This is a genomic window from Chryseobacterium sp. S0630, assembly GCF_024158915.1.
Classification (GTDB): Bacteria; Bacteroidota; Bacteroidia; order Flavobacteriales; family Weeksellaceae; genus Chryseobacterium.
Genome location: NZ_JAMZGF010000010.1, coordinates 78,665 through 103,027, shown reverse-complemented (window position 1 = coordinate 103,027; position 24,363 = coordinate 78,665). Strand labels below are relative to the sequence as shown.

The 24,363-nt window shown below is 37.1% G+C and carries 23 protein-coding genes; 18 read left to right on the top strand and 5 right to left on the bottom strand.

Annotated features, from left to right (window positions below):
• The first annotated feature begins 18 nt into the window (after positions 1-18).
• From mutY to NK356_RS07055, 7 genes are all read left to right on the top strand, one after another.
• Entirely contained in the window at positions 19-1,053 is a 1,035-nt protein-coding gene (gene mutY / locus NK356_RS07085; protein ID WP_253316578.1) for an A/G-specific adenine glycosylase, read from the top strand.
• 44 nt (positions 1,054-1,097) lie between these two features.
• Positions 1,098-1,655 (top strand): gliding motility lipoprotein GldD, encoded by a 558-nt coding sequence (gldD, locus tag NK356_RS07080; RefSeq protein ID WP_034692119.1) that lies wholly within the window; start codon positions 1,098-1,100, stop codon positions 1,653-1,655.
• 27 nt (positions 1,656-1,682) lie between these two features.
• On the top strand, positions 1,683-2,606 hold the full coding sequence (locus NK356_RS07075; RefSeq protein WP_034692120.1) for a PfkB family carbohydrate kinase: 924 nt from the start codon (positions 1,683-1,685) through the stop codon (positions 2,604-2,606).
• Positions 2,607-2,692: 86 nt separating this feature from the next.
• Positions 2,693-4,060 (top strand): peptidylprolyl isomerase, encoded by a 1,368-nt coding sequence (locus NK356_RS07070; protein ID WP_034692121.1) that lies wholly within the window; start codon positions 2,693-2,695, stop codon positions 4,058-4,060.
• Positions 4,061-4,122: 62 nt separating this feature from the next.
• Positions 4,123-4,620 (top strand): hypothetical protein, encoded by a 498-nt coding sequence (locus NK356_RS07065; protein ID WP_253316577.1) that lies wholly within the window; start codon positions 4,123-4,125, stop codon positions 4,618-4,620.
• Positions 4,621-4,692: 72 nt separating this feature from the next.
• The gene (locus tag NK356_RS07060) at positions 4,693-5,682 is read left to right on the top strand and encodes a nitronate monooxygenase family protein (RefSeq protein ID WP_253316576.1); all 990 of its coding nucleotides are present in this window, start codon (positions 4,693-4,695) and stop codon (positions 5,680-5,682) included.
• Positions 5,683-5,697: 15 nt separating this feature from the next.
• Entirely contained in the window at positions 5,698-6,468 is a 771-nt protein-coding gene (locus tag NK356_RS07055) for an alpha/beta fold hydrolase (RefSeq protein WP_034692123.1), read from the top strand.
• An 86-nt stretch (positions 6,469-6,554) separates the two neighbouring features.
• On the opposite strand, the gene NK356_RS07050 is transcribed toward NK356_RS07055, so the two are convergent.
• Both NK356_RS07050 and NK356_RS07045 read right to left on the bottom strand, forming a co-directional pair.
• Positions 6,555-7,172: a hypothetical protein gene (locus NK356_RS07050; RefSeq protein WP_081906369.1), complete on the bottom strand. Its 618-nt coding sequence runs from the start codon at positions 7,170-7,172 to the stop codon at positions 6,555-6,557.
• 28 nt (positions 7,173-7,200) lie between these two features.
• The gene (locus NK356_RS07045; RefSeq protein ID WP_034692125.1) at positions 7,201-7,500 is read right to left on the bottom strand and encodes a rhodanese-like domain-containing protein; all 300 of its coding nucleotides are present in this window, start codon (positions 7,498-7,500) and stop codon (positions 7,201-7,203) included.
• A 164-nt stretch (positions 7,501-7,664) separates the two neighbouring features.
• Between NK356_RS07045 and queG the strand changes: the two genes are divergently transcribed.
• From queG to NK356_RS07005, 8 genes are all read left to right on the top strand, one after another.
• Positions 7,665-8,603 carry a tRNA epoxyqueuosine(34) reductase QueG gene (gene queG / locus NK356_RS07040; protein WP_034692126.1) on the top strand — a complete coding sequence of 313 codons (939 nt, stop codon included), beginning with the start codon at positions 7,665-7,667 and terminating at the stop codon, positions 8,601-8,603.
• Positions 8,604-8,963: 360 nt separating this feature from the next.
• Positions 8,964-9,647: a TIGR02117 family protein gene (locus NK356_RS07035; protein ID WP_051934192.1), complete on the top strand. Its 684-nt coding sequence runs from the start codon at positions 8,964-8,966 to the stop codon at positions 9,645-9,647.
• 3 nt (positions 9,648-9,650) lie between these two features.
• A complete protein-coding gene (locus NK356_RS07030) occupies positions 9,651-10,298 on the top strand; it encodes a murein L,D-transpeptidase catalytic domain-containing protein (RefSeq protein WP_253316575.1) in 648 nt (215 codons plus the stop codon).
• A gap of 51 nt (positions 10,299-10,349) precedes the next feature.
• Complete coding sequence (locus NK356_RS07025) at positions 10,350-10,802, top strand: SRPBCC family protein (RefSeq protein WP_253316574.1); 453 nt, start codon at positions 10,350-10,352, stop codon at positions 10,800-10,802.
• A 305-nt stretch (positions 10,803-11,107) separates the two neighbouring features.
• Positions 11,108-11,440 (top strand): hypothetical protein, encoded by a 333-nt coding sequence (locus NK356_RS07020; protein WP_253316573.1) that lies wholly within the window; start codon positions 11,108-11,110, stop codon positions 11,438-11,440.
• Positions 11,441-11,500: 60 nt separating this feature from the next.
• Positions 11,501-12,589, top strand: a complete 1,089-nt coding sequence (locus tag NK356_RS07015) for an efflux RND transporter periplasmic adaptor subunit (protein ID WP_253316572.1) — start codon at positions 11,501-11,503, stop codon at positions 12,587-12,589.
• 28 nt (positions 12,590-12,617) lie between these two features.
• The gene (locus NK356_RS07010) at positions 12,618-15,740 is read left to right on the top strand and encodes an efflux RND transporter permease subunit (RefSeq protein WP_253316571.1); all 3,123 of its coding nucleotides are present in this window, start codon (positions 12,618-12,620) and stop codon (positions 15,738-15,740) included.
• The gene (locus NK356_RS07005) at positions 15,721-17,172 is read left to right on the top strand and encodes a TolC family protein (protein ID WP_253316570.1); all 1,452 of its coding nucleotides are present in this window, start codon (positions 15,721-15,723) and stop codon (positions 17,170-17,172) included. The genes NK356_RS07010 and NK356_RS07005 overlap by 20 nt, the downstream gene beginning before the upstream one ends.
• 249 nt (positions 17,173-17,421) lie before the next feature.
• On the opposite strand, the gene NK356_RS07000 is transcribed toward NK356_RS07005, so the two are convergent.
• The gene (locus NK356_RS07000) at positions 17,422-17,844 is read right to left on the bottom strand and encodes a cold shock domain-containing protein (protein ID WP_034692134.1); all 423 of its coding nucleotides are present in this window, start codon (positions 17,842-17,844) and stop codon (positions 17,422-17,424) included.
• Between the two features lie 687 nt (positions 17,845-18,531).
• Here NK356_RS07000 and NK356_RS06995 point away from each other — a divergent pair.
• The gene (locus NK356_RS06995; RefSeq protein WP_076597636.1) at positions 18,532-19,287 is read left to right on the top strand and encodes an SDR family oxidoreductase; all 756 of its coding nucleotides are present in this window, start codon (positions 18,532-18,534) and stop codon (positions 19,285-19,287) included.
• 79 nt (positions 19,288-19,366) lie between these two features.
• On the opposite strand, the gene lgt is transcribed toward NK356_RS06995, so the two are convergent.
• On the bottom strand, positions 19,367-20,203 hold the full coding sequence (lgt, locus tag NK356_RS06990; protein ID WP_253316569.1) for a prolipoprotein diacylglyceryl transferase: 837 nt from the start codon (positions 20,201-20,203) through the stop codon (positions 19,367-19,369).
• Positions 20,204-20,347: 144 nt separating this feature from the next.
• Positions 20,348-21,352, bottom strand: a complete 1,005-nt coding sequence (locus NK356_RS06985) for a LacI family DNA-binding transcriptional regulator (protein ID WP_034692137.1) — start codon at positions 21,350-21,352, stop codon at positions 20,348-20,350.
• A 163-nt stretch (positions 21,353-21,515) separates the two neighbouring features.
• On the opposite strand from NK356_RS06985, the gene NK356_RS06980 reads away from it, so the two are divergent.
• Together NK356_RS06980 and NK356_RS06975 are read left to right on the top strand one after the other, a co-directional pair.
• Positions 21,516-22,952, top strand: coding sequence for a mannitol dehydrogenase family protein (locus NK356_RS06980; RefSeq protein WP_253316568.1), 1,437 nt, complete (start codon positions 21,516-21,518; stop codon positions 22,950-22,952).
• 7 nt (positions 22,953-22,959) lie between these two features.
• The gene (locus tag NK356_RS06975; protein ID WP_034692138.1) at positions 22,960-24,306 is read left to right on the top strand and encodes an MFS transporter; all 1,347 of its coding nucleotides are present in this window, start codon (positions 22,960-22,962) and stop codon (positions 24,304-24,306) included.
• Positions 24,307-24,363 lie beyond the last annotated feature (57 nt).

Below are 24,363 nucleotides of genomic sequence, written 5' to 3'. Positions count from 1 at the left end.
TTAAAACAAGATTGGTTTTTGGGAAAAAATAAAAGTGCCTCAGATTTTCTCCATTTAGGCAGCAAAATTCTTGAATGGTATAAAAATAATGCAAGAGATCTGCCTTTCAGACAGACAAAAGATCCTTATAAAATCTGGATTTGTGAAATTGTATTTCAGCAGACGAGGATCAGTCAGGGATTGAATCACTACCATAATTTTATTAAAAGATTTCCTGATGTAAAAACGTTGGCAGAAGCTGAAGAAAACGAAGTTTTACTCTATTGGAAAGGACTGGGCTATTATTCCAGAGCCATCAATATTCATAAAGCTGCCCGGCAGATCATGAATGATTATCAGGGAACCTTTCCTCATCAATACGAAGAAATTTTAAAACTGAAAGGAGTAGGGAAATATACTGCAGCAGCGGTCTCAAGTATATGTTTCGGGGGAAAAATCCCTGCTGTTGACGGGAATTTCTACCGCGTTCTGAGCCGCCTTTTTGCAGATGACTTTGATATTTCGAATTCAAAAGCATTTACCTATTTCTCAGAGCTGGCCGCTTTGGTCATGCCGGAAAATGTTGGAGACTTTAATCAGGCCATGATGGATATTGGATCTGAAATCTGTAAACCCAAAAATCCATTGTGTGGAGAATGCCCCGTGAATAAAGACTGTCTGGCATTTTCTATGCAGAAAATTTCAGCTTATCCCGTTAAAACCAAAAAAGTAAAAGCAGAAGATCTTGCGCTGACATATTATTTTGTTCACAAAAACGGACAATTTCTGATCCGTCAGAGAGGCGATGACTTCATCTGGAAGAAATTATTTGAGTTTCCAACAGCTATTTCTACTGAGATGGAATCTTTCATTACAGGTTCAAAAACAGTTACCCATAAGCTGACCCATAAGAATTTAAGCATTGAAATCTGGAATGTTGAGGTAAGTTCTGACAAGATCTGGAATGATTTTATCGCTGAAAATCAATACCTGATTACGGACGTTGAAGCCTCTCATGAAAAATCGTTTCCGAAACCTCTGGAAAATTACATTCAAAACTCTCTGAAAGACTGAAATTTGTCTTCCGAAATCTGAAATCTAATTTGTACTTTTGCAAAATGATTAAAAAAGTCATTTTTATTTTTGTATCGCTGCTTTTAATTTCATGTGGAAAAGACCCTTCACCAAAACCTTATGGAGAATTGCGTCTAGAATATCCTGCACCGAAATACCAAAAGTTTGAAAACGATTGTGCCTATACCTTTGAATATTCGGACTTTGCTTCGATTGCACCAGCCAAAAAACCTTGCTGGTTCTATCTGAACTATCCGAAAATGAAAGCGAAGCTTTTCGTTACCTATTATCCGATACAGAACGACTTTGCTGACCATATCAAGGAAGCCGAGAAAATGGTATATGAGCATACTATTAAAGCCAGTTCCATAGATACAAAATCCTTTGAATACCCTGAAAAGAAAGTATACGGGAACTTCTATGAACTGAAAGGGCAGAGCGCTTCCAACCTTCAGTTTTACATTACAGACAGTACGAAACACTTCGTGACTGCTTACTTATACTTTAATACGAGACCGAAACCGGACTCTCTTGCGCCTGCAGTGAACTATATCAAAAATGATATGAAACACCTGCTGGACACCTTTGAATGGAAAAAATAATTACTTTTAATATACATTGAAAAATATATGAAACTTTTAGTTGTAGGAAGTGTTGCATTTGATGCAATTGAAACACCATTTGGTAAAACGGACAAAATTTTAGGAGGTGCAGCCACTTATATCGGAATCACTTCATCAATTTTAGGCGTTAAATCCGGAATTGTTTCTGTAGTAGGAGGAGACTTTCCACAGGAACATCTTGATATGTTCACAGACAGAGAGGTAAACATCGAAGGAATTGAAATCGTGAAAGAAGGAAAAACATTCTTCTGGTCTGGAAAATACCACAACGATCTGAATACAAGAGATACTTTAGCTACAGAAGTAAATGTACTGGAAAATTTTGATCCAAAAATCCCGGATTCAATGCAGGATGCCGAAATTTTGTTACTTGGAAACCTACACCCTGGAGTTCAGTTATCTGTACTTGAAAAAATGAACAACCGTCCTAAACTGGTTATCCTTGATACCATGAACTTCTGGATGGATTCTGCATGGGATATCTTAATGGATATGATTGCAAAAACAGATGTTATTACCATCAATGATGAAGAGGCAAGACAGCTTTCAGGAGAATATTCTTTAGTAAAAGCAGCTAAAAAGATCCACACAATGGGTCCTGAATACGTAATCATCAAAAAAGGAGAGCACGGAGCTTTACTTTTCCATGATAATAAAGTATTTGCTATCCCGGCACTTCCGTTAGAAGATGTTTTCGATCCGACAGGAGCTGGAGACACTTTTGCAGGAGGTTTCGCGGCCTATCTTGCTAAAAAAGGGAAAATTGATTTCGAAACAATGAAATCTGCCCTTATCGTAGGATCTGCAATGGCTTCTTTCACGGTAGAGAAATTCGGGACAGAAAGAATAGAAGAAGTAAACGAAGCAGATATGTTCAGCAGATTGAGACAATTCAAAGAATTAACGACATTTGATGTTGAACTGCAGTAAATAAGTCTTTTTAAGAAATATTTATAATAAAAAATTGAGTGAAATTCGTTAAGAATTCTAAATTTGCAACTTGTTAAAATAGTAAAATGACAAATAAACTAAAAATCACTTTTCTTCTTGGGATTTTCATCATGATATTCTCTTCAAATATGATGAATGCCCAGCTAAAACAAGGAGATTTGGTGGATGGTATTGCAGCTGTTATCGGGGATGAGATTGTATTGGAATCTGATGTAATCGAGCAGATGAATTATGGTAAACAACAGGGAGCTGCCAACACAGACAAATGTGAGTTCCTGGAAAACCTTATCAGCAATAAGCTTCTTGTATACGAAGCAAAAAAAGATACCTTAATTGAAAATCGTTCTGCAGCAATCAAAGAACAGGCAAATGCAAAATACCGTCAGATGCTTTCTCAATTTCCGGATGAAAAAACAATGCTTGCAGCCTATAAGTTCAGAAATGCTTATGAACTGAAAAATGCTATTGAAAAAATAGATACAGACCAGTATTACGGACAGGCAAAGTACCAGAGAGTAACTGATAAAGCGGATGTAACTCCTAATGAGGTAACTGATTTTTACAACATGTATAAAACACAGCTGCCACAGGTAAAAGATGAAGTTACTTTAGCTCAGATTATGATCTACCCGTCACTTACAGAAGCTCACAAACAAGAACTTATCAACAGGTTGAAAAAAATCAAGCAGGATATTATCGGAGGTGAGACTTTTGAAAGCCAGGCAAGAATTTATTCTGAAGATGAAGGATCTGCTGCTAACGGAGGATTATATAAAAATATCAATAAAGGGCAGATGGTGAAGCCATTCGAAGCTGCGGCATTGAACCTTCAGGAAAATGAAATTTCAGATCCTATTGAATCTGAATTCGGATTCCATATTATTCAGTTAGTGAAAAGATCAGGTAAAGTATATGATGCAAGACACATCTTGTTGAAAGCTGTTCCTACTGATGACGAAATTAAAACTGCAAAAGCAAAATTAGACAGTATCAGAGGTCTTATCGTTGATGGTAAAATGACGTTTAAAGATGCTGCTTTTAAATACTCAGATGATAAAAGAACAAAATTCAATGCAGGAATTATTCCTGGAGCAGATGGTTCTGATAAAATTGAAAGAGAAAGTATCCCTGGAACAATCAGCTACGAATTGGCAGGATTAAACAAAGGTGATATCACTACTGCTTTTGAAGACGAAGAAAACAAGAGAAAACAAATCAAAATCATCAAAGTTGAAGATGTGATTCCTTCTCACCAGATTACCCTGGAAACAGATTTCAGCAGAATCAAGCAGATGGCGCTGAATAAAAAGAAAAGTGAAATGGTTGAAAAGTTTGTTAACTCTAAGTTGCCGACAACTTTTATTTCAATTGACGGACGTTACGACAGCTGTAACTTTAAGTCTAACTGGAAGAAACAATCCATGACAAAATAAAATCAAAACCTTCAGAATTTCTGAAGGTTTTTTTTATTGATATATTTACAAAAATTAAAAGTATGGATTATGCTTTTTACCTCAGAAAATTTCATCAGGCAGCATCTGAAATTCCTGAAGAAAAACTTAGTAAATATGGATTGAAAATATCTGTTGATACTGTTTTAGAATCGGTAGCCCTTAAAGTTTGCAAGCCGGAATGGACAGGAGAACCACAATCGCCTTTAGATGCTGAAGGAAGGATTTTCTTTTCAGTCTGGGTAAATGATAAGACTATCCGCGAAAATAAGATCTATTATAACATTCATGCGTTAAAGCTAAGAGCATTGAAAGTTTATAAAATATCCAGCAGAGAATTTGCCCAAAACTTCAGACAAGAATTTTTAAAATACCACAAAGACTGGCCTAATGTAAAGGTCAATTATGGCCCGTTGACATTAATGGAAGGCTGGCTGGATTTAAAACCTGATCATATAGAAAAGGATGTCTATGAACTCGCTCAAAGATTTTTAAATATCAGCTCAATTATTGACAGTGTTTTAGAGCAATATAAAAAATAAATATATCTGTTTTCCTGTATATTTTTAATCAATTGAAGACTCTGGAAATCGTTGTTTTTAGTATTTTTACACATGAGCAATTTTATAGATTTTAACGCTGCAAAAAAACTTCATGAGATGGAGGGAACACACAATAGAATTTCACACCTTTTTAATATTAAATATCCAATTATCCAGGCAGGTATGATCTGGCATTCAGGATGGAGACTTGCTTCTGCAGTATCTAACTGTGGAGGGTTAGGAATAATAGGAGCAGGGAGTATGTATCCTGATATCCTGAGAGAAAATATCCAGAAATGTAAACTGGCAACAGATAAACCATTCGGGGTAAATGTACCGATGTTATATCCTAATATTGATGAAATTATTCAGATTATTCTTGAAGAAGGAGTGAAAATTGTATTTACGTCAGCCGGTAACCCGAAAACCTATACGGAAACCCTTCAGAAAGAAGGAATAAAAGTAGCTCACGTCGTTTCTTCCACCAAATTTGCTGTAAAATGTGAAGATGCCGGAGTAGATGCCATTGTTGCAGAAGGTTTCGAAGCAGGAGGTCATAATGGAAGAGATGAAACCACCACATTCTGCCTTATTCCGAATGTAAAGAAACATATTTCTAAGCCGTTAATCGCAGCCGGAGGAATCGCTTTAGGTTCACAGATGAAGGCTGCCATGATTCTCGGTGCAGACGGTGTACAGATCGGCTCCCGATTTGCTGCCACTACTGAAGCAAGTGCCCATGAAAACTGGAAAAAGAAAATCACAGAACTGCAGGAAGGAGACACACACCTTACTTTGAAGGAGCTGGCACCTGTAAGAATGGTTAAAAATAAATTCTTCAATGAACTGGAGGATATTTATGTAAACGGAAGAGATAAAGAAGCATTGATTGCTTCATTAGGACGAGCCAGAGCAAAACGTGGAATGTTTGAAGGAGATATGGAAGATGGTGAACTGGAAATAGGCCAGGTTTCAGCTCTGATTGATGATATTCTTCCGGTGGAAACTGTTTTCAACCACCTTTTAAGAGAATTTGAAGAAACAAAAATGCCAACTTTTTAAATATAATTTTATTTGATGGAAGAAAGAATAATTGATGTAAAGGGACAAAAATTATATATTGAACACAATACTCAATTTCAAGACAGACCTACGATTGTTTTTCTGCATGATTCATTAGGATCAGTACAACTCTGGAGAGATTTTCCAGCCAAACTATCCGAAGCCACCCATTGTAATACTTTGGCTTATGACCGTTTAGGTTATGGGAAATCATATCCAATGCCTACTCATATAAGACCAGTAAATTACATGGAGCTGGAAGCAGATCTGTTGAATGATGTATTGACTGAAATGAAGATTGATAATGCTATTCTGTTCGGACACAGTGATGGGGGAACAATAGCTTTGATCACCGCTGCAAAATATCCTGAAAGAGTAGAAGCTGTCATTTGTGAAGCAGGTCATATTTTTGTGGAAGAGGTAACATTGAAAGGGGTTTATGATGCCTGGGAAGCTTACAAAACGACCAATCTTCCTGAACGTTTACAGAAATATCATGGTGATAAAGTAGAAATGCTTTTCAAGGCCTGGACAGAGACCTGGACGCGTGAAGATTACAGAACCTGGAATATTGAATATCTCTTAAAAAATATTACTGCTCCATTATTATTTGTTCAGGGAGAAGCTGATGAATACGGTACATTGGATCAGGTAGAAAAAACGATTACCCAGGTGAGTGGAAGTGCGGAAAAATACATCATTCCCGGAATAGGACATACACCACATAAAGAATCTCCAGAGCTTGTATTGGAGAAAGCTGCGGAATTTATTGGTAAATTTTTTTAATCTGAACTTATAAAATATAGAAATAAGGCACCTTGTAATCAGGGTGTCTTATTTTTATATTAAAATTCCAATGTGAAAACTTAAAACTACAGTAATTGAAGTTCTGCTGCAATATTTTCTTTTGCCTGAGCTTCATACTTTTCCTTAAAATACTCTGTTTTAAAGATACTCTCTAGTTCGAGAAAATGCTTAAGCACTTTTTTTCGTCCCGGTTTATAAAGGAAGTCAGGATAAATGGAATACTCTTTTCTGATATTCTGAGTGTATTCTGAATAAGTTTTAAAATCTTTGCCCAATACAGAAAGGTCAGCATCCAGAAGATAATTGGTATCCTCATCATCAGAGCGTTGGTGAGATTTTGTAGCCAGAATCTGTGCAGAAATTAATGAAATTTTATCTTGATTGATATGAAGTTCGGTAAGTCTTTTTTCTGCCTTGGCAGCACTTTTTTCTTCGTTAGCTTTGGAAGCTGCATCATAAATCACATCATGATAGAATACAGAAAAAGAAAGAGCTGTAAAATCTGAGATATTCATTTTCACTGCGTCAAGCTCTTTAAACATATTTTCAAGATGAAGAAGATTATGATAATGCCTGCCTTTTTCAGAATATCTGGTTTCAATTTCCCTCCACAGATCACGGATTAATTGCTGATCTTCTGTAAACGGAGCGCAAAGCTGTTCAAATTGATTTTTCAGATTCATAGAAATAAAGATATAAAAAAAGGAACTTTTAAAAAGTTCCCTGATTTGCTTCCAGTACAGCTTTCAGATCAGCCCAGCCTCCGCCGTTATAGCCGTCCTTTAACCCTTGAGCGTTAAGATAATCCAATGCTTTTCCGCTTCTGTTTCCACTTCTGCAGAATAAGATTACTGGTTTTTCAACAGATAGAATTTCATCCTGTCTGTCTTCTACTTCACCTAGAGGGATATTCTTAGCACCGTCTATATTACCGTCCATTTCAAGCTCCATTGGCTCACGAACGTCAATTAATTCATAGTTTCCGGATTGTATTACTTCTATTAAAGACATAGTTGTTGGTTTAAATATTAAATTACAAACGAAATTACGCAATTTTTTTTTGAAAAAAATCCTAATGAAAACATAATTTTTCAGAAAAGAAACCAGCTGTGGTATGAACTTCCTCCAAAATCAGAAGATTGATAAAATAATCTTAATTTTGCAGTGTGAAATTAATGAATGCTGGTGCCGAAAAATATTCCCAACTGATCAAGTCCAAAGCAAAAAGTTTTGGATTCCAGAATTGTGGCATTTCCAAAGCTGATTTTCTCGAGGAAGACGCTCCTCATCTTGAAAAATGGCTGAAGAATAATTATAACGGCGAAATGAAGTATATGGAAAATCATTTCGACAAAAGGCTTGATCCGAGACTCCTGGTAGAAGGTTCAAAATCTGTAATTTCACTTTCTTACAATTATTTTCCTGAAGAGAAAATCTCTATCCTGGAGAATTTTAAAATCTCAAAATATGCTTATGCAGAAGATTATCATGAGGTAATCAAAGAAATTCTTCGTGAAATGGTAGCTGAGCTGCAGGAAGAAATAGGAGAGTTTGGTTTCCGGGTCTTTGTAGATTCTGCACCGGTAATGGAGAGAGCCTGGGCTAAAAAGTCGGGAATAGGCTGGGTAGGAAAAAATGCCAACCTTATTACCAAACAAAGTGGTTCCTTTTATTTTCTGGCCGAAATTATCTGTGATCTGGAGCTGATTCCTGATCATGCAACCACAGATCATTGCGGAAGCTGCAGGAAATGTATCGATGCCTGCCCCACAGATGCCATCGTTTCTGAAAAAATTATAGATGGAAGCCGCTGCATTTCTTATGCAACCATAGAACTCAAAAATGAAATCCCGGATCATTTTAAAGATAAAATGGAAGACTGGATGTTCGGATGTGATATCTGCCAGGATGTTTGCCCATGGAACAGATTCTCAGCACCTAATAAACAGAGCCGTTTTCAACCCAATGAAGCGTTGAAAAACTTCAAAAAAGGAGAATGGAAAGAACTTACTCAGGAAATTTTCTCGGAAATCTTCAGAAAATCTCCTGTGAAAAGAACCAAATTTGCAGGGCTCAAAAGAAATATTGAGTTTTTGCAGAAATCTTCTGACTGATTTTTCTTTAAACTTTTGGTGACAATCCCTCTTTTGGAATTTTTTGAAGTTCCAAACCAGAGCTGATGGTTGACCATTCCTTAAATTTTTCGCTTTAAGGAGGTGAAGATTTACATCAATAAGTTTCTTAAAAAGCTTTTCCTATAAAGAAAAATTGATTTTCAGGAGATCAAAATCTCACCGAAAATCAACGTTTTTTTTGTATTCTTTTAGGAGCAGTTTTTACTCTTACTTTAAACCTTTTTTGGGATTTAGTATTTTTACGCATATTTGTGAATATTTCGTAAATAAATATAGCTAATTTTTCGATTAAAACAAATACTTTTACTAAAAATTAAAGATTAAATTTTATTAAAAAACATGACTGTGAAAACGATATTAATGTATCTCCTGAAAGTGGTAGGAATTATTTTAGGAATTGTGATTATTTATGTGATCCTTGGGCTGTTGATTCCCTATATTCCCGTTTCTGCAAAAGATGACGGACAAAAGAAAGACATTCCCATCTATATTTATACCAACGGAGTGCATACCGATATTGTAATGCCTGTGAAAAACGACTTGCAGGACTGGAGCCAGAAAATTCCTTTTGCCAATACAAAATCAAAAAAAACAGACTATCAGTATATAGGAATAGGATGGGGAGATAAAGGTTTCTATCTTGATACACCTACGTGGGCAGACCTGAAATTTTCAACAGCTATAAAAGCAGCATTCTGGCTAAGTGATTCTGCCATGCATTGTACTTACTATAATACGATGAAAGAAGGCGCTGACTGTAAAATGATTATGATCAGCAGAAATCAGTATGAAAATCTGGTGAAATATGTTGAAGATAAGTTTGACAGAGATCAGAATGGAAATTTCATGTTGATTCCTACCAATGCTGTTTACGGTGATAACGATGCCTTTTACGATGCAAAAGGAACTTACAGTTTTCTTTATACTTGCAACACCTGGTCAAATAATGCTTTGAAAGCAGCAGGACAGAAAGCAGCACTATGGACACCTTCTGATTTCGGAATCTTTCAGCATTATAAATAAAATATGAAAAGTATTTTTTTGTTTTTCACCATCTTTTGGATCTGTTCATGTTCTCAGGAGAGGAAAAATAATACAATAAGAACGGTAGAAACATCAGTAGTTGAAGAAAAGAAACCTGAAGCTGATTTTTCTAAATTAAAATTAAAAGCAGAAGAAGCCTTGGAATTTTGTACTTCAAAGAATCTTAGCAAAGATTTCTGTATTCTTATTGATATGAGCCTTCACTCCGGCGTTAACCGTTTTTTTGTCTGGGATTTTAAAAATAATAAGATTTCGAAAAAATATCTGGTAGGGCATGGATGCGGTTCCAATTCCTGGAGTAAAGATAATTCTAAAGAAAATCCTGGTTTCAGCAATGAAGACGGAAGCCACCTTTCATCTTTAGGAAAGTATAAACTGGAAGGAAGAGGCTACAGCGACTGGGGAATCAATATAAAATATCTGATGCACGGCCTTGAAGAAACCAACAGTAATGTTTTGAAAAGATTTATTGTCTTTCATTCCTGGAATCTGATGAGTGATACTGAAACTTTCCCTAACGGATCTCCTGAAGGTTGGGGTTGTCCAACTGTTTCCAACAATGCCATGAAGGAAATTGATCCGATGATTCAGAAATCAGGAAAACCTGTCCTGATGTGGATCTATAATTAAATCTTTGTCATACATTTGTTTCATAACAATCCTGTTAACTGATTTTGCCTTATGAAACATACCCTTTTCCGTGAACAACAGCTCAATTGTGATATAGAAACGGCCTGGAAATTTTTTTCCTCCGCAAACAATCTTTCAGAAATTACACCGAAAGATATGGGCTTCATTGTATTAACGGAAATGGAAGATGATGAAATCTATGAAGGAATGCTCATTGATTATTATGTTTCTCCATTATTCGGTATCAAAATGAAGTGGCAGACGGAGATCACCCACGTAGATTTTCAGAAAAGCTTCATTGATTTTCAGAAAAAAGGGCCATACAAACTCTGGAACCACCACCATGAATTTATTCCCAATGAAGAAGGTGTTCTGATGAGAGATACCATAGATTATGAACTTCCAATGGGATTTTTAGGAGAATTTGCCCATCGTCTTTTTGTGAAAAAGAAACTGGAACACATCTTTGATTACCGCTTCAGAGTACTCAGCAAATTGTTCTAATTATTCAATAGAAACGGGCTTTAGCCCGTTTGAATAAAAAAACAAAATTTCAATTGGCTTTAGCCGAAACCTAATGCCATTTTTCATTCAGAATTTTAGAAGTTGGATTCCTTCGGTATGACAGGCTGCATGAATAGACTTCACGTTCAATTTGTCATTCCGTAGAAATCCCAATACGAATGAGTAGAATTACTCCTCCATTGTTTAAGTTTTTTTAACAGTTCAATGGCCGGATTTCCCAGTAAAAATCACTAATTTTGCCGGATTATCGTTTTTTACTGAAAAACTAATGTGTTCTGGTTGACATGGCAAGTCTGAGGTCATTTTTCTTATTCTATATCCTACTGGTTTTTTCTCTTTTCAATTCGAATTGGGCAGAAAAATCGTTGCAGAATATTCCTCATGTTCCGCCTGTAACCAACATTCATGTTCTGGATGTTTACGAAGAAGCAGATATGAATACGCATGCATTGCCTGCAGCTGCTAAAATTGTAAAACAATCAGTTAAAAAAAATGATCCTGCAATTGCAGATTTTTCAGGAATTTTAAAAGTTATTCCAAAAGTTACACTTCCTGAAATTGCAATTTCTATTATTTGTGGAGTTAAATCCTTTCTCCATCTTCTTCAGTTGTACTAGGTTTAAGTTTTTGAAAACCAAATCATTTTAACGGAAATTTTATAACTTAAACATTTAAAAATGTATTTTAAAACTGTAATAATTTGCATTCTTGCAACATTATTCGCTGTGTCATGCAGTAAAGACAAGGAGAAAAACAACCAGAAAGATAAAGAAGTTCCCGTACTGGAAATCAAAGAAAAAGATACATTGGTAAGCAACCAGTTTGTGACCGATATCCAGGCAAAAAAGAATGTTGAAATGCGTTCCAGAATTGGAGGTATTATACAGCATATTTATGTCAACGAGGGGCAGTTTGTGCATCAGGGACAGGCTTTATTTAAAATCAATGATGCTGAACTTCAGATGGAACTTCTGAAAGCCAATGCAACATTAAAACAGACTGAAGCAGACGTTAGGATTGCAGAAGTAGAGCTGAAACAGATTCAGAGTCTTCATGCTAAAAAATTTGTTGCTAATAATGAATTGGAAATGGTGAAAGCAAAACTGTCCTCCGCCAAAGCAAAACATGCATTTGCTGATGCAGAAAAGAGGATAGTTCTTCAGAAAATAAGCTTTACAAGAATCACTGCACCTTTTGATGGGGTAATTGATGTAATTCCCCATAAAGATGGAAGTTTGGTAGAAAATGGAACATTGCTAACCACACTTTCCCAACTGAACGAAGTATATGCCTATTTCTCCATTCCTGAAAATCTGTATTTTGAACTTTTGGCCAATGATAAGATCGGAAGTCATCAGAAGATTGAGCTAACACTTCCGAATGGAGTTAATTACCAGTTCAACGGAGCTTTGAAAACAGCCGAAGGGGAAATCGACAGAACCACAGGTTCTATTCGTTATAAAGTGCTTTTCCCGAATCCGGACCGTTTGATCAAACACGGTACTTCCGGGAAGCTTATCATTTCTGAACAACAGAATAATGCGATCCTTATTCCACAAAAATCTACCTTCTCCATTCAGGATAAGACCTATGTTTTTGTAGTAGATAAACAGAATAAAGTGAAAATGACCAATATTAAGATCGGAACTACTTTAAGAGATTCTTATATGGTAGAAAGCGGTCTTAAAAAGGGAGATTTAATCATTTATGAAGGGACTCAGTCTTTGAAAGATGGTGATATCATCAAAATCAAAAAGAAGTATTAACCTTTCATAATCTTTAAATCAACTAACTATGGTAGAAATGTTTATAAGACGAAAGGTTCTTTCGTTGGTTATTTCCATATTATTTGTATTGCTGGGAATTATGGCGTTGCTTAAAATGCCCATCACCCAGTTTCCCGATATTGTACCGCCTTCAGTAACCGTTACAGCAAAATATACAGGAGCAAACGCCGAAGTATCTGCCAATGCGGTAGCCCTTCCTCTGGAACGTGCGATCAATGGAGTTCCGGGAATGACTTATATGTCTACAGTAACCTCCAATGATGGTCTTACGCTCATTCAGGTTTTCTTTGAAGTAGGAACAGATCCTGATGTGGCAGCAGTAAATGTTCAGAACAGGGTAACGACTATTCTTGATGAACTTCCTGAAGAAGTAATCAGAGCCGGTGTAACTACTGAAAAAGAGGTGAACAGTATGCTGATGTACCTTAACATCACCAGTGCAGATCCGAGCCAGGATGAACAGTTCATTTATAACTTTACAGATATCAACGTCCTTCAGGAACTGAAACGTATTGATGGAGTAGGACGTGCTGAAATCATGGGGCAGAAAGAATATTCCATGAGAGTATGGCTGGATCCTCAGAAAATGGCAGCTTATAATATTTCAGCAGATGAAGTGATCACTTCCCTGCAAAAACAGAATATTTCTGCTGCACCTGGAAAAGTAGGTGAAACCTCTGGTAAAACCTCAAGCCAGCTTCAGTATGTAATCAAATATAAAGGAAAGTTTTTTGAGCCTAAACAATATGAGGAAGTTCCCATCAGATCTGATGTGGATGGAACTATTTTAAAGCTTAAAGATATTGCGAAAGTGGAATTCGGAGCGATGAACTACGGAATGGTTTCCAAAACAGACGGAAGGCCTTCTGCATCGATTATGATGAAACAACGTCCCGGCTCCAATGCTTCTGAAGTGATTGAAAGCGTAAAGGCAAAAATGGAAGAATTAAAAGTTACTTCTTTCCCTCCCGGAATGGAATATAACATGGCTTATGATGTTTCCCGATTCCTGGATGCTTCTATCAGTGCGGTACTGACAACCCTTATCGAAGCCTTTATTCTGGTAGGAATTGTTGTGTTTATTTTCCTTCAGGACTGGCGTTCCACATTGATTCCTGTACTGGCTGTACCGGTAGCATTGGTAGGAACTTTTGCCTTTATGAATATGCTGGATTTCTCTGTTAACCTTTTAACATTGTTCGCATTGGTTCTTGCCATCGGAATTGTCGTCGATAATGCCATTGTCGTTGTTGAAGCCGTTCACGTGAAAATGGAAGAAGGAATGAATGCGATGGATGCCACCATCAGTGCCACCAAAGAAATTGCGGGAGCTGTAGTAGCGATTACCATTGTGATGTCTGCTGTATTTATTCCTGTAGCATTTCTGGATGGTCCGGTAGGCGTTTTTTACCGTCAGTTTTCATTAACGCTGGCCATCAGTATTGTGATTTCTGGGGTGAATGCCCTGACGCTTACTCCGGCACTTTGTGCGATTATTTTAAAGCCTCATGACCATAATAAAAAGAAAACCATTATTGACAGGGCTTTCCAGAGTTTCAATACAGGATTTGAAAGATTAACGAATGGTTATGTAGGTATTTTATCAAAATTTGCCACAAGAACTACAGTGACTTTCGGACTGTTATTTTTATTTGTCGGACTTACTTTTGTGACCAGTAAATTCCTTCCAACTGGGTTTATTCCAATGGAAGATCAGGGAATGGTATATGTAAGTGTAACGACTCCGCAGGGAGCAACGGTAGAAAGAACAGAAAAGGTGCTGGATGAAGTTACAGTGATTGCCAAGAAGATCAAAGGAGTGGAAAACGTGACCACACTTGCAGGATACAGCATCGTAACAGAAATTGCAGGTTCTTCTTACGGAATGGCGATGATTAACCTTAAAGACTGGAAAGAAAGAAATATTTCAGTGAACGATCTGATCGCAGAACTTTCAGACAAAACAAAAAGCATTGCAGATGCTCAGATTGAAATTTTTGCTCCGCCAACGGTTCCTGGTTTCGGTAATACCAGCGGCTTTGAATTGCGTTTACTGGACAGAACCGGAGGAACGATTGAAAATACAGATAAGATCACGAAGGATTTTGTTAAGAAATTAAACGAAGCTCCTGAACTGCAGAACAACTTTACCAGCTTTGATGCCACTTTCCCGCAATACATGATCAATGTAGATTATGATATGGCAGCGAAGAAAGGAGTATCGGTAGACAACGCCATGTCAACGTTACAGACTATGCTGGGATCTTATTATGCCACGAATTTTATCCGTTTCAGTCAGATGTATAAAGTGATGGTGCAGGCAAGTCCGGAGCACAGAGATACCCCGGAAAGCATTCTGAATTTATATTTAAAAAATGATAAAGGTGAAATGGTTCCTTTCTCAACTTTCATCACTATTGAAAAGGTATACGGCCCTGAAGTACTGACAAGATACAACATGTATATGTCTGCGATGATCAACGGAGAACCTGCAGACGGTTACAGTTCCGGAGATGCCATTGCAGCCGTAGAACGTGTAGCTAAAGAAACCCTGCCAAGAGGATTCGATATTGAATGGTCGGGTATGACAAGGGAAGAGATCTTATCAGGAAACCAAACCGTTTATATCTTCGCGATCTGCCTTTTATTCGTGTATCTTTTATTAGCTGCTCAATACGAAAGTTTCCTTCTTCCAATGCCTGTATTATTAAGCCTTCCAACAGGAATTTTCGGGTCTTACATCGCATTGGTACTAATGGGATTGGATAATAATATCTATGCACAGGTAGCGTTGGTCATGCTGATTGGGCTTCTGGCCAAAAACGCCATCCTGATCGTAGAATTTGCAGTAGCAAGAAACAAACAGGGATTTGATATTATTCCGGCCGCTATTGAAGGCGCAAGACAACGTCTGAGACCAATTCTGATGACTTCGTTTGCATTTGTAGCAGGGCTTATTCCTTTATGTATTGCATCAGGAGCGGGAGCAATCGGTAACCGTTCCATTGGTACTGCTGCGGCAGGAGGAATGCTCATCGGAACCATTTTCGGACTGGTGGTGATTCCGGGACTGTATATATTCTTTGCAAAACTTGAAAATAAGAAGAAAGATGAAAAGATTAAATCATAGAAATATATTGTATGGAATAGCGTCACTGAGCCTGGTTTCGTGTGCTGTTCCCAAAGTAACAGAGCTGAAAAAAGCCCAGGAATTACCAGAGGAGATCATTAAAGCTGACAAAAATAAATCTCCGGATGAATTCCAGCAAATCAATCTGAAAGCTTATTTTACAGATCCAAACCTGCTTGAACTTTTTGATAAAGTAGTTCAGGCTAATCCGGATTTTCAAATTGCCCGGCAAAGAGTGGAAATTGCCAACAGTTTCCTTCAAAGATCGAAGATGGATCTATTGCCATCTCTTGAAGTGGGAGTACAGGCTTCCGGTGACCGCTACGGAAAATATACCATGGAAGGCGTTGGAAACTATGATACCAATCTTTCCCCTAATATTACGGAAAATCAGAAAATCAACAGAGATTTTACTCCTAATTACTGGCTGGGAGCAAGAAGCAGCTGGGAAATTGATGCCTGGGGAAAACTGAAAAATAAGAAGATTGCGGCTCAGAAGAAATATCTGGCTTCCACAGAAGGATTAAGATTATTGCAGGTAGAACTTTTCACAGATATTGCCAATCTGTATTACCAGTTGGTAGCGTTGGATAATCGTCTTGCCATTTATCAGAAGAACTATAAACTTCAGCAAAGAGCCTTTGAAATTGTTCTGGCCCAGCGTGAAGTGGGAAAAGCCACGGAGTTGGCAGTTCAGCAATTCAAAGCTCAGAATAACAACTGGCTGGCAGAGATTGAACACATCAGAGTAGAAATCGTTACGGTAGAACAGGCGATTACAACCTTGACGGGAAGTTATGGTGGAGATGTGAAGCGAGGCAAAATACTGATGCCTACCAATATGGAAGTCCTGAATAAAACCATTAATGTAGAAAATGTGATCCATTCCAGACCGGATGTAGCCGCAAACTATTATGTGTTGGAAGCTTCTCAGGCTGATGCGAAAGCTGCAAGAGCTGCTTTTTATCCTAAAATTGATCTGGGTGCAGGTTTCGGACTGAATTCTTTTTCTGTAGAAACATTCTTCAAGCCAAGTTCACTGGCCGGGCAGTTGTTGGGAGGATTAATGGTTCCAGTTTTCAATAAAGGACAGTTGAAATATGAATTTAAAGTAGCGAGCAAAGAGCAGGAAATTGCTTTTTTAAACTATCAGAAAAGTATCACGACTGCTTTTAATGAACTTCAGTCTATTTTAAAACAGACGAAGATCTATGAGCGTGTCTTAAAGCTTAAATCAGAAGAAGTAGGTTTCCTTGACCGTGGTGTTGAGGTTTCCAACGATCTGTATCTGACAGGTTATGCAAACTATTTTGAACTGATCAATTCTCAGAAAAGCAAATTAACTGCTGAGCTGGATTTACTGCAGTTTCAGCACCAGAATACCAGAAATAACGTCCTGCTGTTTAAAGCACTGGGAGGGAAACTGGATTAATTTTTACTTTTTTTACGATGAAGGAGCTGTCTTTTTAGGCAGCTTCTTTTATGTTTTAACCGGATTCTACGGATTCCCGTAATGCTAATTGAAATAATTCCAGGATCTTGCGTTAGAATCTAACTTTTTAAAGTTGAGTTAACTTTTTTTATATGTCCCTAAAAAAAGAGACTGTCCTAACGGGCAGTCTCTTTGTGTATGGTTTAAAATGAATCTGCTTTTAAGACAGAAGCATTTTATAAGTACATATTATTTAACAATCTGAATTTCAACAGCAGAAAATCCTTTAGGAGATTTCTCTTTTTCAAAAGATACCTTATTCCCTTTTTTCACCGGTTCTGCACAGTTGTTGTTGTGGAAGAAGATGTTTTCTTTGGAATTATCTTCCGTAATGAAACCATATCCTTTTTCGCTCAGGAAAGTAACAATTCCTGTTTTTCTTGGATCTTCTTCAATGATAGGTGCTGCACCCAATTGAATGTCATCAAGATTTACTTCCTGTCTTTGTTCAGGTGGAGTAGATGTTAATCTTCCGAATTCGTCTACATACATGAAGACATCCTCCGCTCCTTTGTTGTTGTTCGTTTTACGTTCTTCGCGTCTTAGCGCCTTTTCTTTTTGCTTTTGAATTTTTTTCTTGAAATTTTCCTTTTTAGAAAAAGAATCTGCCATAAATTATTTTTAGTATTTAGTTTCTATAAATTGATGAGTTCAATCTGGTCTGTGTAGACCCCTATAAAGCCTGGCTATGTTTTCTGTCTTGGATAATCCCAATCATACAGAGCTTTAAAATTCCGACAAGTATTGTTCTTTAATAGAAGAATAAAAGTTAAAAATATGGCTGCTCAAAAGGCAAAGACTGAATAAAAAATATTCGGGTCGTTACAGAAAACAAAGTGGTGGCTCAGTTTATAATATGCAAATATACAACAATAAAATGAATAATCCGGTTTTAAATGATTGATTATCAGAAATGGTTTTAAGTGATACTTTATATTCTGTAAGAAAGATCTAAAGGAAGTTGTAATAATTGTATAAAAAAATCCTCAGAAGCCTGAGGATTATAAAAAAATATATTAAAAATGAAGTGGTGGTGCGTGATACGGGAGGAAGGTATCAAATGTTATGCCTAAAATTGAAGCGAGTTTGTGAATTATCCAAAAGTGTTTAATTGAAAAGGCCTGTATCAAAGCGTATCTGGTTGGTAAATAACATTCTATTTAAAAATATTGTTTACATAAAATAATAAACATTTTTCCTTCGGTTTAAAAATAATAAAAAGAAATTTCCGAAAATTTCACCATGTTGAGGCGGGTTTTATTATTGATCTTTGTCTCATTAACATTTAAATATAAAAACATGTCAACACAAAATGTACAGGGAAAAGTTGTTTTAATTGCCGGAGGAGGTAAAAATTTAGGTGGATTATTAAGCAGAGATTTTGCATCCAAAGGGGCAAAGCTGGCCATCCATTATAACAGCGAAAGCTCAAGAGCTGAAAGTGAGAAAACACTGGCTGAAGTACAGGCATTAGGAGCTGAAGCATTTTTATTTCAGGGAGACCTTACCAAAGTAGATCATATCACGAAGTTTTTTGATGAGACCATTTCCCGTTTCGGAGGAATCGATATTGCAATCAATACCGTAGGAATGGTACTTAAAAAGCCATTTTCAGAAACTACAGAAGCTGAATATGATACCATGTTCAATGTCAATTCAAAATCTGCTTACTTCTTTCTTCAGGAAGCTGGTAAAAAACTGAACGATCATGGGAAAATCTGTACCATTGTAACTTCATTATTGGCAGCCTACACCGGATTATATTCCACATATGCAGGAGCAAAAGCACCGGTAGAGCATTTTACCAGAGCAGCATCCAAAGAATTCGGAGCAAGAGGAATTTCGGTAACAGCGGTAGCACCTGGCCCAATGGATACTCCTTTCTTCTATGGGCAGGAAACCGATGATGCCGTTGCTTACCATAAATCTGCATCTGCATTGGGAGGATTGACAGATATTAAAGATATTGCTCCGCTGGTAGAGTTTCTGGTAACAGAAGGCTGGTGGATTACCGGGCAGACCATATTTGCCAACGGTGGATACACAACGAGATAAAATACAGTATAATCCATTAAAAAGAAACTCACTGAAAACAGCTTTCAGTGAGTTTTTTATTTGAACAGAAATAAGGAAATTACACGGTTTTTGTCTTTCCTTTCTCCAGTATACTTTTGATGATAAAGAATAATCCAAGAAGAACAAACGGAATACTCAGAAGCTGCCCCATATTAAGGCTCATCCCATGCTCAAATTCTACCTGATCTACCTTGATAAACTCAATCAGAATTCTCATAATGAAGATCAATAGAATACTGATTCCAAAATAAAAACCTTTTCCGATCTTAAAAATATTCTTCCTGTAAATAAAATATACCGCAAGGAAGATAATAAAATAAGAGATGGCTTCATACAGCTGAGCAGGATGTCTCGGAAGATCATCTACCTGACGGAATATAAAAGCCCATGGAACATTTGTAGGAGTTCCTATGATTTCAGAGTTCATCAGATTGGCAAGCCTGATAAAAGTACCACCTAGCGGAAGTACAATCGCTATGGCATCCAGAACGGTCATGAACGGGATAGAATACTTTCTTGCATAGATGAGAAGCATAATCACCAGACCAATACCGCCACCATGACTGGCAAGACCTGCAAATCCTGTGAAATGGTAGACTCCATCCGGTCCTTTCTGAATCGGTAAAAATATTTCAAGCGGGTGCTGTGAATAATAATCAAAATCATAAAAAATACAGTGACCCAATCGGGCTCCCACCAGAATTCCTATCAGTGCATAGGAGAATAAAGCTTCGTGTGCCTGTGAACTAAGACCTTCTTTTTTATAAATTCTTTTTAAAATATTGAGAGATAAAACAAGTCCCGCAAGGAATAGTAATCCGTAATATTTTATGGGAAGTCCTAAGATATTGACGATTTCGGGATTAACATCCCAGTTGATATATAATAAATTCATTGCTGCAAAGATAAGAAAATAGGATTTTCTGAACAGAATGGTGTGTTTTGAAGAGGTTATGTATTGAACTGTAATCTGTTACCCGGACTTTTTGTCATTTTACAATAGACTATAAAATGTCATACTATCAAAATTGAGAATCATTTAAGTAGAAGCTCTGTAAATCAGTTCTGCATCCATCAATACAGCTCTGCTTGGAAGATTATTGTTTTTGATCTTTTCCAATGCCAGCTCTGCAGCGGCTTCACCCATTTTTTCCAAAGGCTGTTGTACGCTGGTCAGCTGAGGATACACCATGGTTGACAATTCCGTTCCGGAAAAGCTTGCAATAGAAACTTCGTCCGGAATTCTTACTTTTTGTTCAAGAAGAAAATTCATGGCTCCCATGGCAAGAGTATCGCTGAAGGCAAAAATACTGTCGAACTCTATATTCTTATTCAATAGCTGTTTAACCGCTTTTTTTCCATGTTCGAAAGTCATTCCATCGGTCTGTACGATCAGGTTTTCATCAAAAATATTGTATTTCATAAGAATGCGCTTATAACCATTTACCCTTTCTACAGCATTTCGGATGGTTGAAGGTCCCATGAGATGAACGATTCTTTTTCTTCCGGTCTTAATTAAGTATTCTACCATTAATGAAGCTTTAATAGCATCATCAATAATAACCTTCGATACATCCAGAGATTTGTGAGGAATCCTGTCGAAAAAGATTAAAGGAGTTCCTCTATCCATAATATTTTGATAAATATCATTATTTGAGGTTTCATGACATAAATTAATAATAATAGCATCTACATTAAACTCTTCCAGAAGCTGAAGATTTTTTCTCTCAATAAGAGGATCTTCATCAGACTGAGTAATAATAATACGGTATCCGAGAGGATAAAGAATATTCTGAATTCCTTTCAGTACAGTGGAGGAAAAAGGAGTAATCATTTCCGGTACTACAAAGCCAATTGTTCTGGATTGTCCGGATTGTAAATTCAAAGCGGTAAGGTTCGGTTTATAGCCCAATTTCTCTGCTGCATCCAGCACTCTTTTTCGTGTTTCTTCATTTACATTTTTATCATGAAGCAGCGCTCTGGAGATGGTAGAGGTAGATAATGACAAAAATTTGGACAGATCTTTAATCGTAATACGTCTCATCAGCCTTGTTTTTGGGCTAAAAATAATAAAAAAATAGACAATTGGGAACGTTCCCTGATTTTTGGGAACGTTCCCAGTCTGAAATTTATAAAAAAATTATCCGGTTAACCATTTGTTAATATAGTTTTAACGAATCGGTTAATATGATAACAATTTTATGTTTATGAGTATGATTTATTACAACTATGATGCATCGGAAATCCGCACAGGAATTTTACATATTGGAGTAGGGAACTTTCACAGGGCTCACCAGCAGTTTTATACCAATATGCTGCTTAATGACAAGGATCAGAAAGATTGGGGAATCTGCGGAGTATGTCTGCTGCCTTCAGATGAAAAGATCGTAAAAAATTTAAGAGCTCAGAATCTTCACTATTCTCTTACCGTTTGTGGAAGAAACGGGAATGATGAGGTGTATAAAATAGGCTCTTTGAGAGAGTTGATCTGGGGAATAGAAGATCCTGAGGCTGTGGTGAAAAAAATTGCAGACAGCACTGTTAAGATCATCACTTTAACCATTACAGAAGGAGGTTATAATCTTGATAAAGAAACGGGAGAATTTATATTGGAAGATGAAAAAATACAGCATGACCTGAAAAATCCTTCCAGTCCTAATACTGTTTTCGGCTTTGTGGCAGAAGGACTGCGCCAGAGAAAGATTCAAAATGCAGGACCCGTTACAATACTTTCATGTGATAACCTTCAGCATAACGGAAATACGACAAAAAGAGCTTTCATCTCATTTATAGAAGCTCAGGATACAGAGCTGGCAGCTTGGGTAAAGGAAAACGTAACCTTCCCAAACAGCATGGTAGATCGTATTACTCCGGCCACAACTCCGGAAGACGTGGAAAGATTAAATAAGTTGAATGGAACGGATGATCGTGCTCCTGTATATTGTGAAGACTTTACACAATGGGTGATAGAAGACAACTTTATAGCAGGAAGACCGGCATGGGAAAGAGTAGGTGTACAGTTTACCAATGATGTAACTGCATTTGAAAATATGAAATTAAGCTTATTGAATGCTTCCCACACCCTTTTATCTTATCCGGCTTTCTTAATGGGTTACCGTAAAGTAGATCAGGCTATGGAAGATGAAAATCTTGTGAAATTCATCAAAGATTTTATGGATACAGACATTACACCTTTTGTTCCTGCCCCTGAAAATACAGATCTGGAAAAATATAAACAGACATTGATTGAAAGATTTGCCAATTACAGTGTAAGTGATCAGGTGAGCCGTCTGTGTTTCGATGGGATTTCAAAATTCCCGGTGTATATCATTCCAAACCTTGATAAAATGATCAAAGGAGGGAAAGACCTTACCAGACCGGCTTTTCTTATTGCTTCCTACAGACATTATCTTACATATAAAAAAGATGATCAGGGTAATATATTCGAGACAGCAGAACCCTGGATTACAGAAAATGATCAGAAGCTTGTTGCCAGTGAAAATCCACAGGACTTCCTGGAGTTGTCAGCTTTTAAAGGTATTCAGCTAAAAACTTCTGAATCTTTCATCAAACAATACAACCGTTTTGTAGAAGATATAAAAAGCTCAGGAACCGCTTCGGTTTTACAATCCATCATAAAATAACTCAGCCATGCAGATAAATCCAGGGATAACCTCTTCAGACAATAAAGCAAACAATGCTATACTGCCGTTTGCCATCATTACGTTTATCTATTTTATTGTAGGTTTTCTGACCACAGTGAATGAACAGCTGCAAGCACCCTTGAAATTTACTTTTTTGAGTCATGCAGGCAGTCTTAAAAATACATTTACTACCCTGATTTCCTTTTTCTTCTTTTTAGGATATCTTCTGAACGGAACACTGGGTAGCAAATGGGTGAACGCCTTCGGATATAAGAATACAATTCTGCGCGGGCTTTTCTTTATGATTTCAGGTCTTTTTATGTATCTGTGCTCATCATGGGTTGGTGATCATTATCCTGATTTGAAATTTAATATAAAAGATGCTGTTATTCCTTATGGATTTATCGTCTTTGTCATGGGTTCCTATTTAATGGGGACAGCAGCAGCAATTATTCAGGTGGTTGTAAATCCTTATGCTGCATCCTATGAACTGAAAGGAACTCAGCCCGTACAGCGTCTGAATATTCTGACAGCCATTAACTCTATCGGAACTACTTCTGCACCTTTTTTTGTTACTGTAGTCATGTTCAGTGGGATTTCCATTGAAAATATAGAGATCAGACAGCTTTTGTTTCCACTTTCTATCTTGATTGTCTGTATTCTTACCGTCATGATCATTACAAAAAGACTTCATCTTCCTGACCTTGCTCATACAAGAGTGGTTGGAGAAGAAAAACTGGAGAGAAGCATTTGGACATTCAGGCATTTTGTATTAGGAGTTTTAGCCATCTTTTTTTATGTAGGAACCGAAGTGGCCATTGGTGCGAATATTAATCTGTATGCTTTTGAGCTCATGGATTCAGGGCATCCTATTACCTTTTTCGGAAAAACAGATATCATTGTCGGAGGAATGGACTTAGGAATTCATGCATTATTGTCCACATTGTATTGGGGAGGTTTTCTGGTAGGAAGAGCAGTGTCCAGCTTTTTCAGTAAGATTTCCGCAAGAACGCAATTGATAACAACCACAGTACTTGCAGCAATACTTGCTTTAATATCCATGATCACTCAGAATCTTTGGTTTCTTGTAGCAATCGGTCTTCTGCATTCATCCATGTGGAGCTGTATTTATACACTTTCTATTAAAGGTTTGAATAAATATACCTCAAAAGCATCCGGTATTTTTATTTCTGCCGTATTTGGTGGAGCCGTCTTTACGCTTATTCAGGGAGGTTTAGCAGATATTTTAGGCTCATGGAGATGGACTTGGTGGCTTACCGTAATCTGTGAACTGCTTATGCTTACCTATGCGCTGTTCGGATCGCGTATAAGAGAAAAAGACTTTATTCACTAATTATATAGTTTCTTTCAATTCATGTAAATATCCTGTAGACTATTACTGGATACAGGA

Coding starts and splice junctions, on each gene's coding strand:
- lgt (WP_253316569.1), bottom strand. CDS start 20,203: ATGAATTTATTATATATCAACTGGGATGTTAATCCCGAAATCGTCAAT.
- NK356_RS06985 (WP_034692137.1), bottom strand. CDS start 21,352: ATGAGACGTATTACGATTAAAGATCTGTCCAAATTTTTGTCATTATCT.
- NK356_RS07060 (WP_253316576.1), top strand. CDS start 4,693: ATGAGCAATTTTATAGATTTTAACGCTGCAAAAAAACTTCATGAGATG.
- NK356_RS07050 (WP_081906369.1), bottom strand. CDS start 7,172: ATGAATCTGAAAAATCAATTTGAACAGCTTTGCGCTCCGTTTACAGAA.
- NK356_RS07055 (WP_034692123.1), top strand. CDS start 5,698: ATGGAAGAAAGAATAATTGATGTAAAGGGACAAAAATTATATATTGAA.
- NK356_RS07000 (WP_034692134.1), bottom strand. CDS start 17,844: ATGGCAGATTCTTTTTCTAAAAAGGAAAATTTCAAGAAAAAAATTCAA.
- NK356_RS07005 (WP_253316570.1), top strand. CDS start 15,721: ATGAAAAGATTAAATCATAGAAATATATTGTATGGAATAGCGTCACTG.
- NK356_RS07035 (WP_051934192.1), top strand. CDS start 8,964: ATGACTGTGAAAACGATATTAATGTATCTCCTGAAAGTGGTAGGAATT.
- NK356_RS07065 (WP_253316577.1), top strand. CDS start 4,123: ATGGATTATGCTTTTTACCTCAGAAAATTTCATCAGGCAGCATCTGAA.
- NK356_RS07045 (WP_034692125.1), bottom strand. CDS start 7,500: ATGTCTTTAATAGAAGTAATACAATCCGGAAACTATGAATTAATTGAC.
- NK356_RS07025 (WP_253316574.1), top strand. CDS start 10,350: ATGAAACATACCCTTTTCCGTGAACAACAGCTCAATTGTGATATAGAA.
- NK356_RS07015 (WP_253316572.1), top strand. CDS start 11,501: ATGTATTTTAAAACTGTAATAATTTGCATTCTTGCAACATTATTCGCT.
- NK356_RS07020 (WP_253316573.1), top strand. CDS start 11,108: ATGGCAAGTCTGAGGTCATTTTTCTTATTCTATATCCTACTGGTTTTT.
- NK356_RS06975 (WP_034692138.1), top strand. CDS start 22,960: ATGCAGATAAATCCAGGGATAACCTCTTCAGACAATAAAGCAAACAAT.
- gldD (WP_034692119.1), top strand. CDS start 1,098: ATGATTAAAAAAGTCATTTTTATTTTTGTATCGCTGCTTTTAATTTCA.
- NK356_RS06995 (WP_076597636.1), top strand. CDS start 18,532: ATGTCAACACAAAATGTACAGGGAAAAGTTGTTTTAATTGCCGGAGGA.
- NK356_RS07010 (WP_253316571.1), top strand. CDS start 12,618: ATGGTAGAAATGTTTATAAGACGAAAGGTTCTTTCGTTGGTTATTTCC.
- NK356_RS07030 (WP_253316575.1), top strand. CDS start 9,651: ATGAAAAGTATTTTTTTGTTTTTCACCATCTTTTGGATCTGTTCATGT.
- NK356_RS07070 (WP_034692121.1), top strand. CDS start 2,693: ATGACAAATAAACTAAAAATCACTTTTCTTCTTGGGATTTTCATCATG.
- NK356_RS07075 (WP_034692120.1), top strand. CDS start 1,683: ATGAAACTTTTAGTTGTAGGAAGTGTTGCATTTGATGCAATTGAAACA.
- NK356_RS06980 (WP_253316568.1), top strand. CDS start 21,516: ATGAGTATGATTTATTACAACTATGATGCATCGGAAATCCGCACAGGA.
- queG (WP_034692126.1), top strand. CDS start 7,665: ATGAATGCTGGTGCCGAAAAATATTCCCAACTGATCAAGTCCAAAGCA.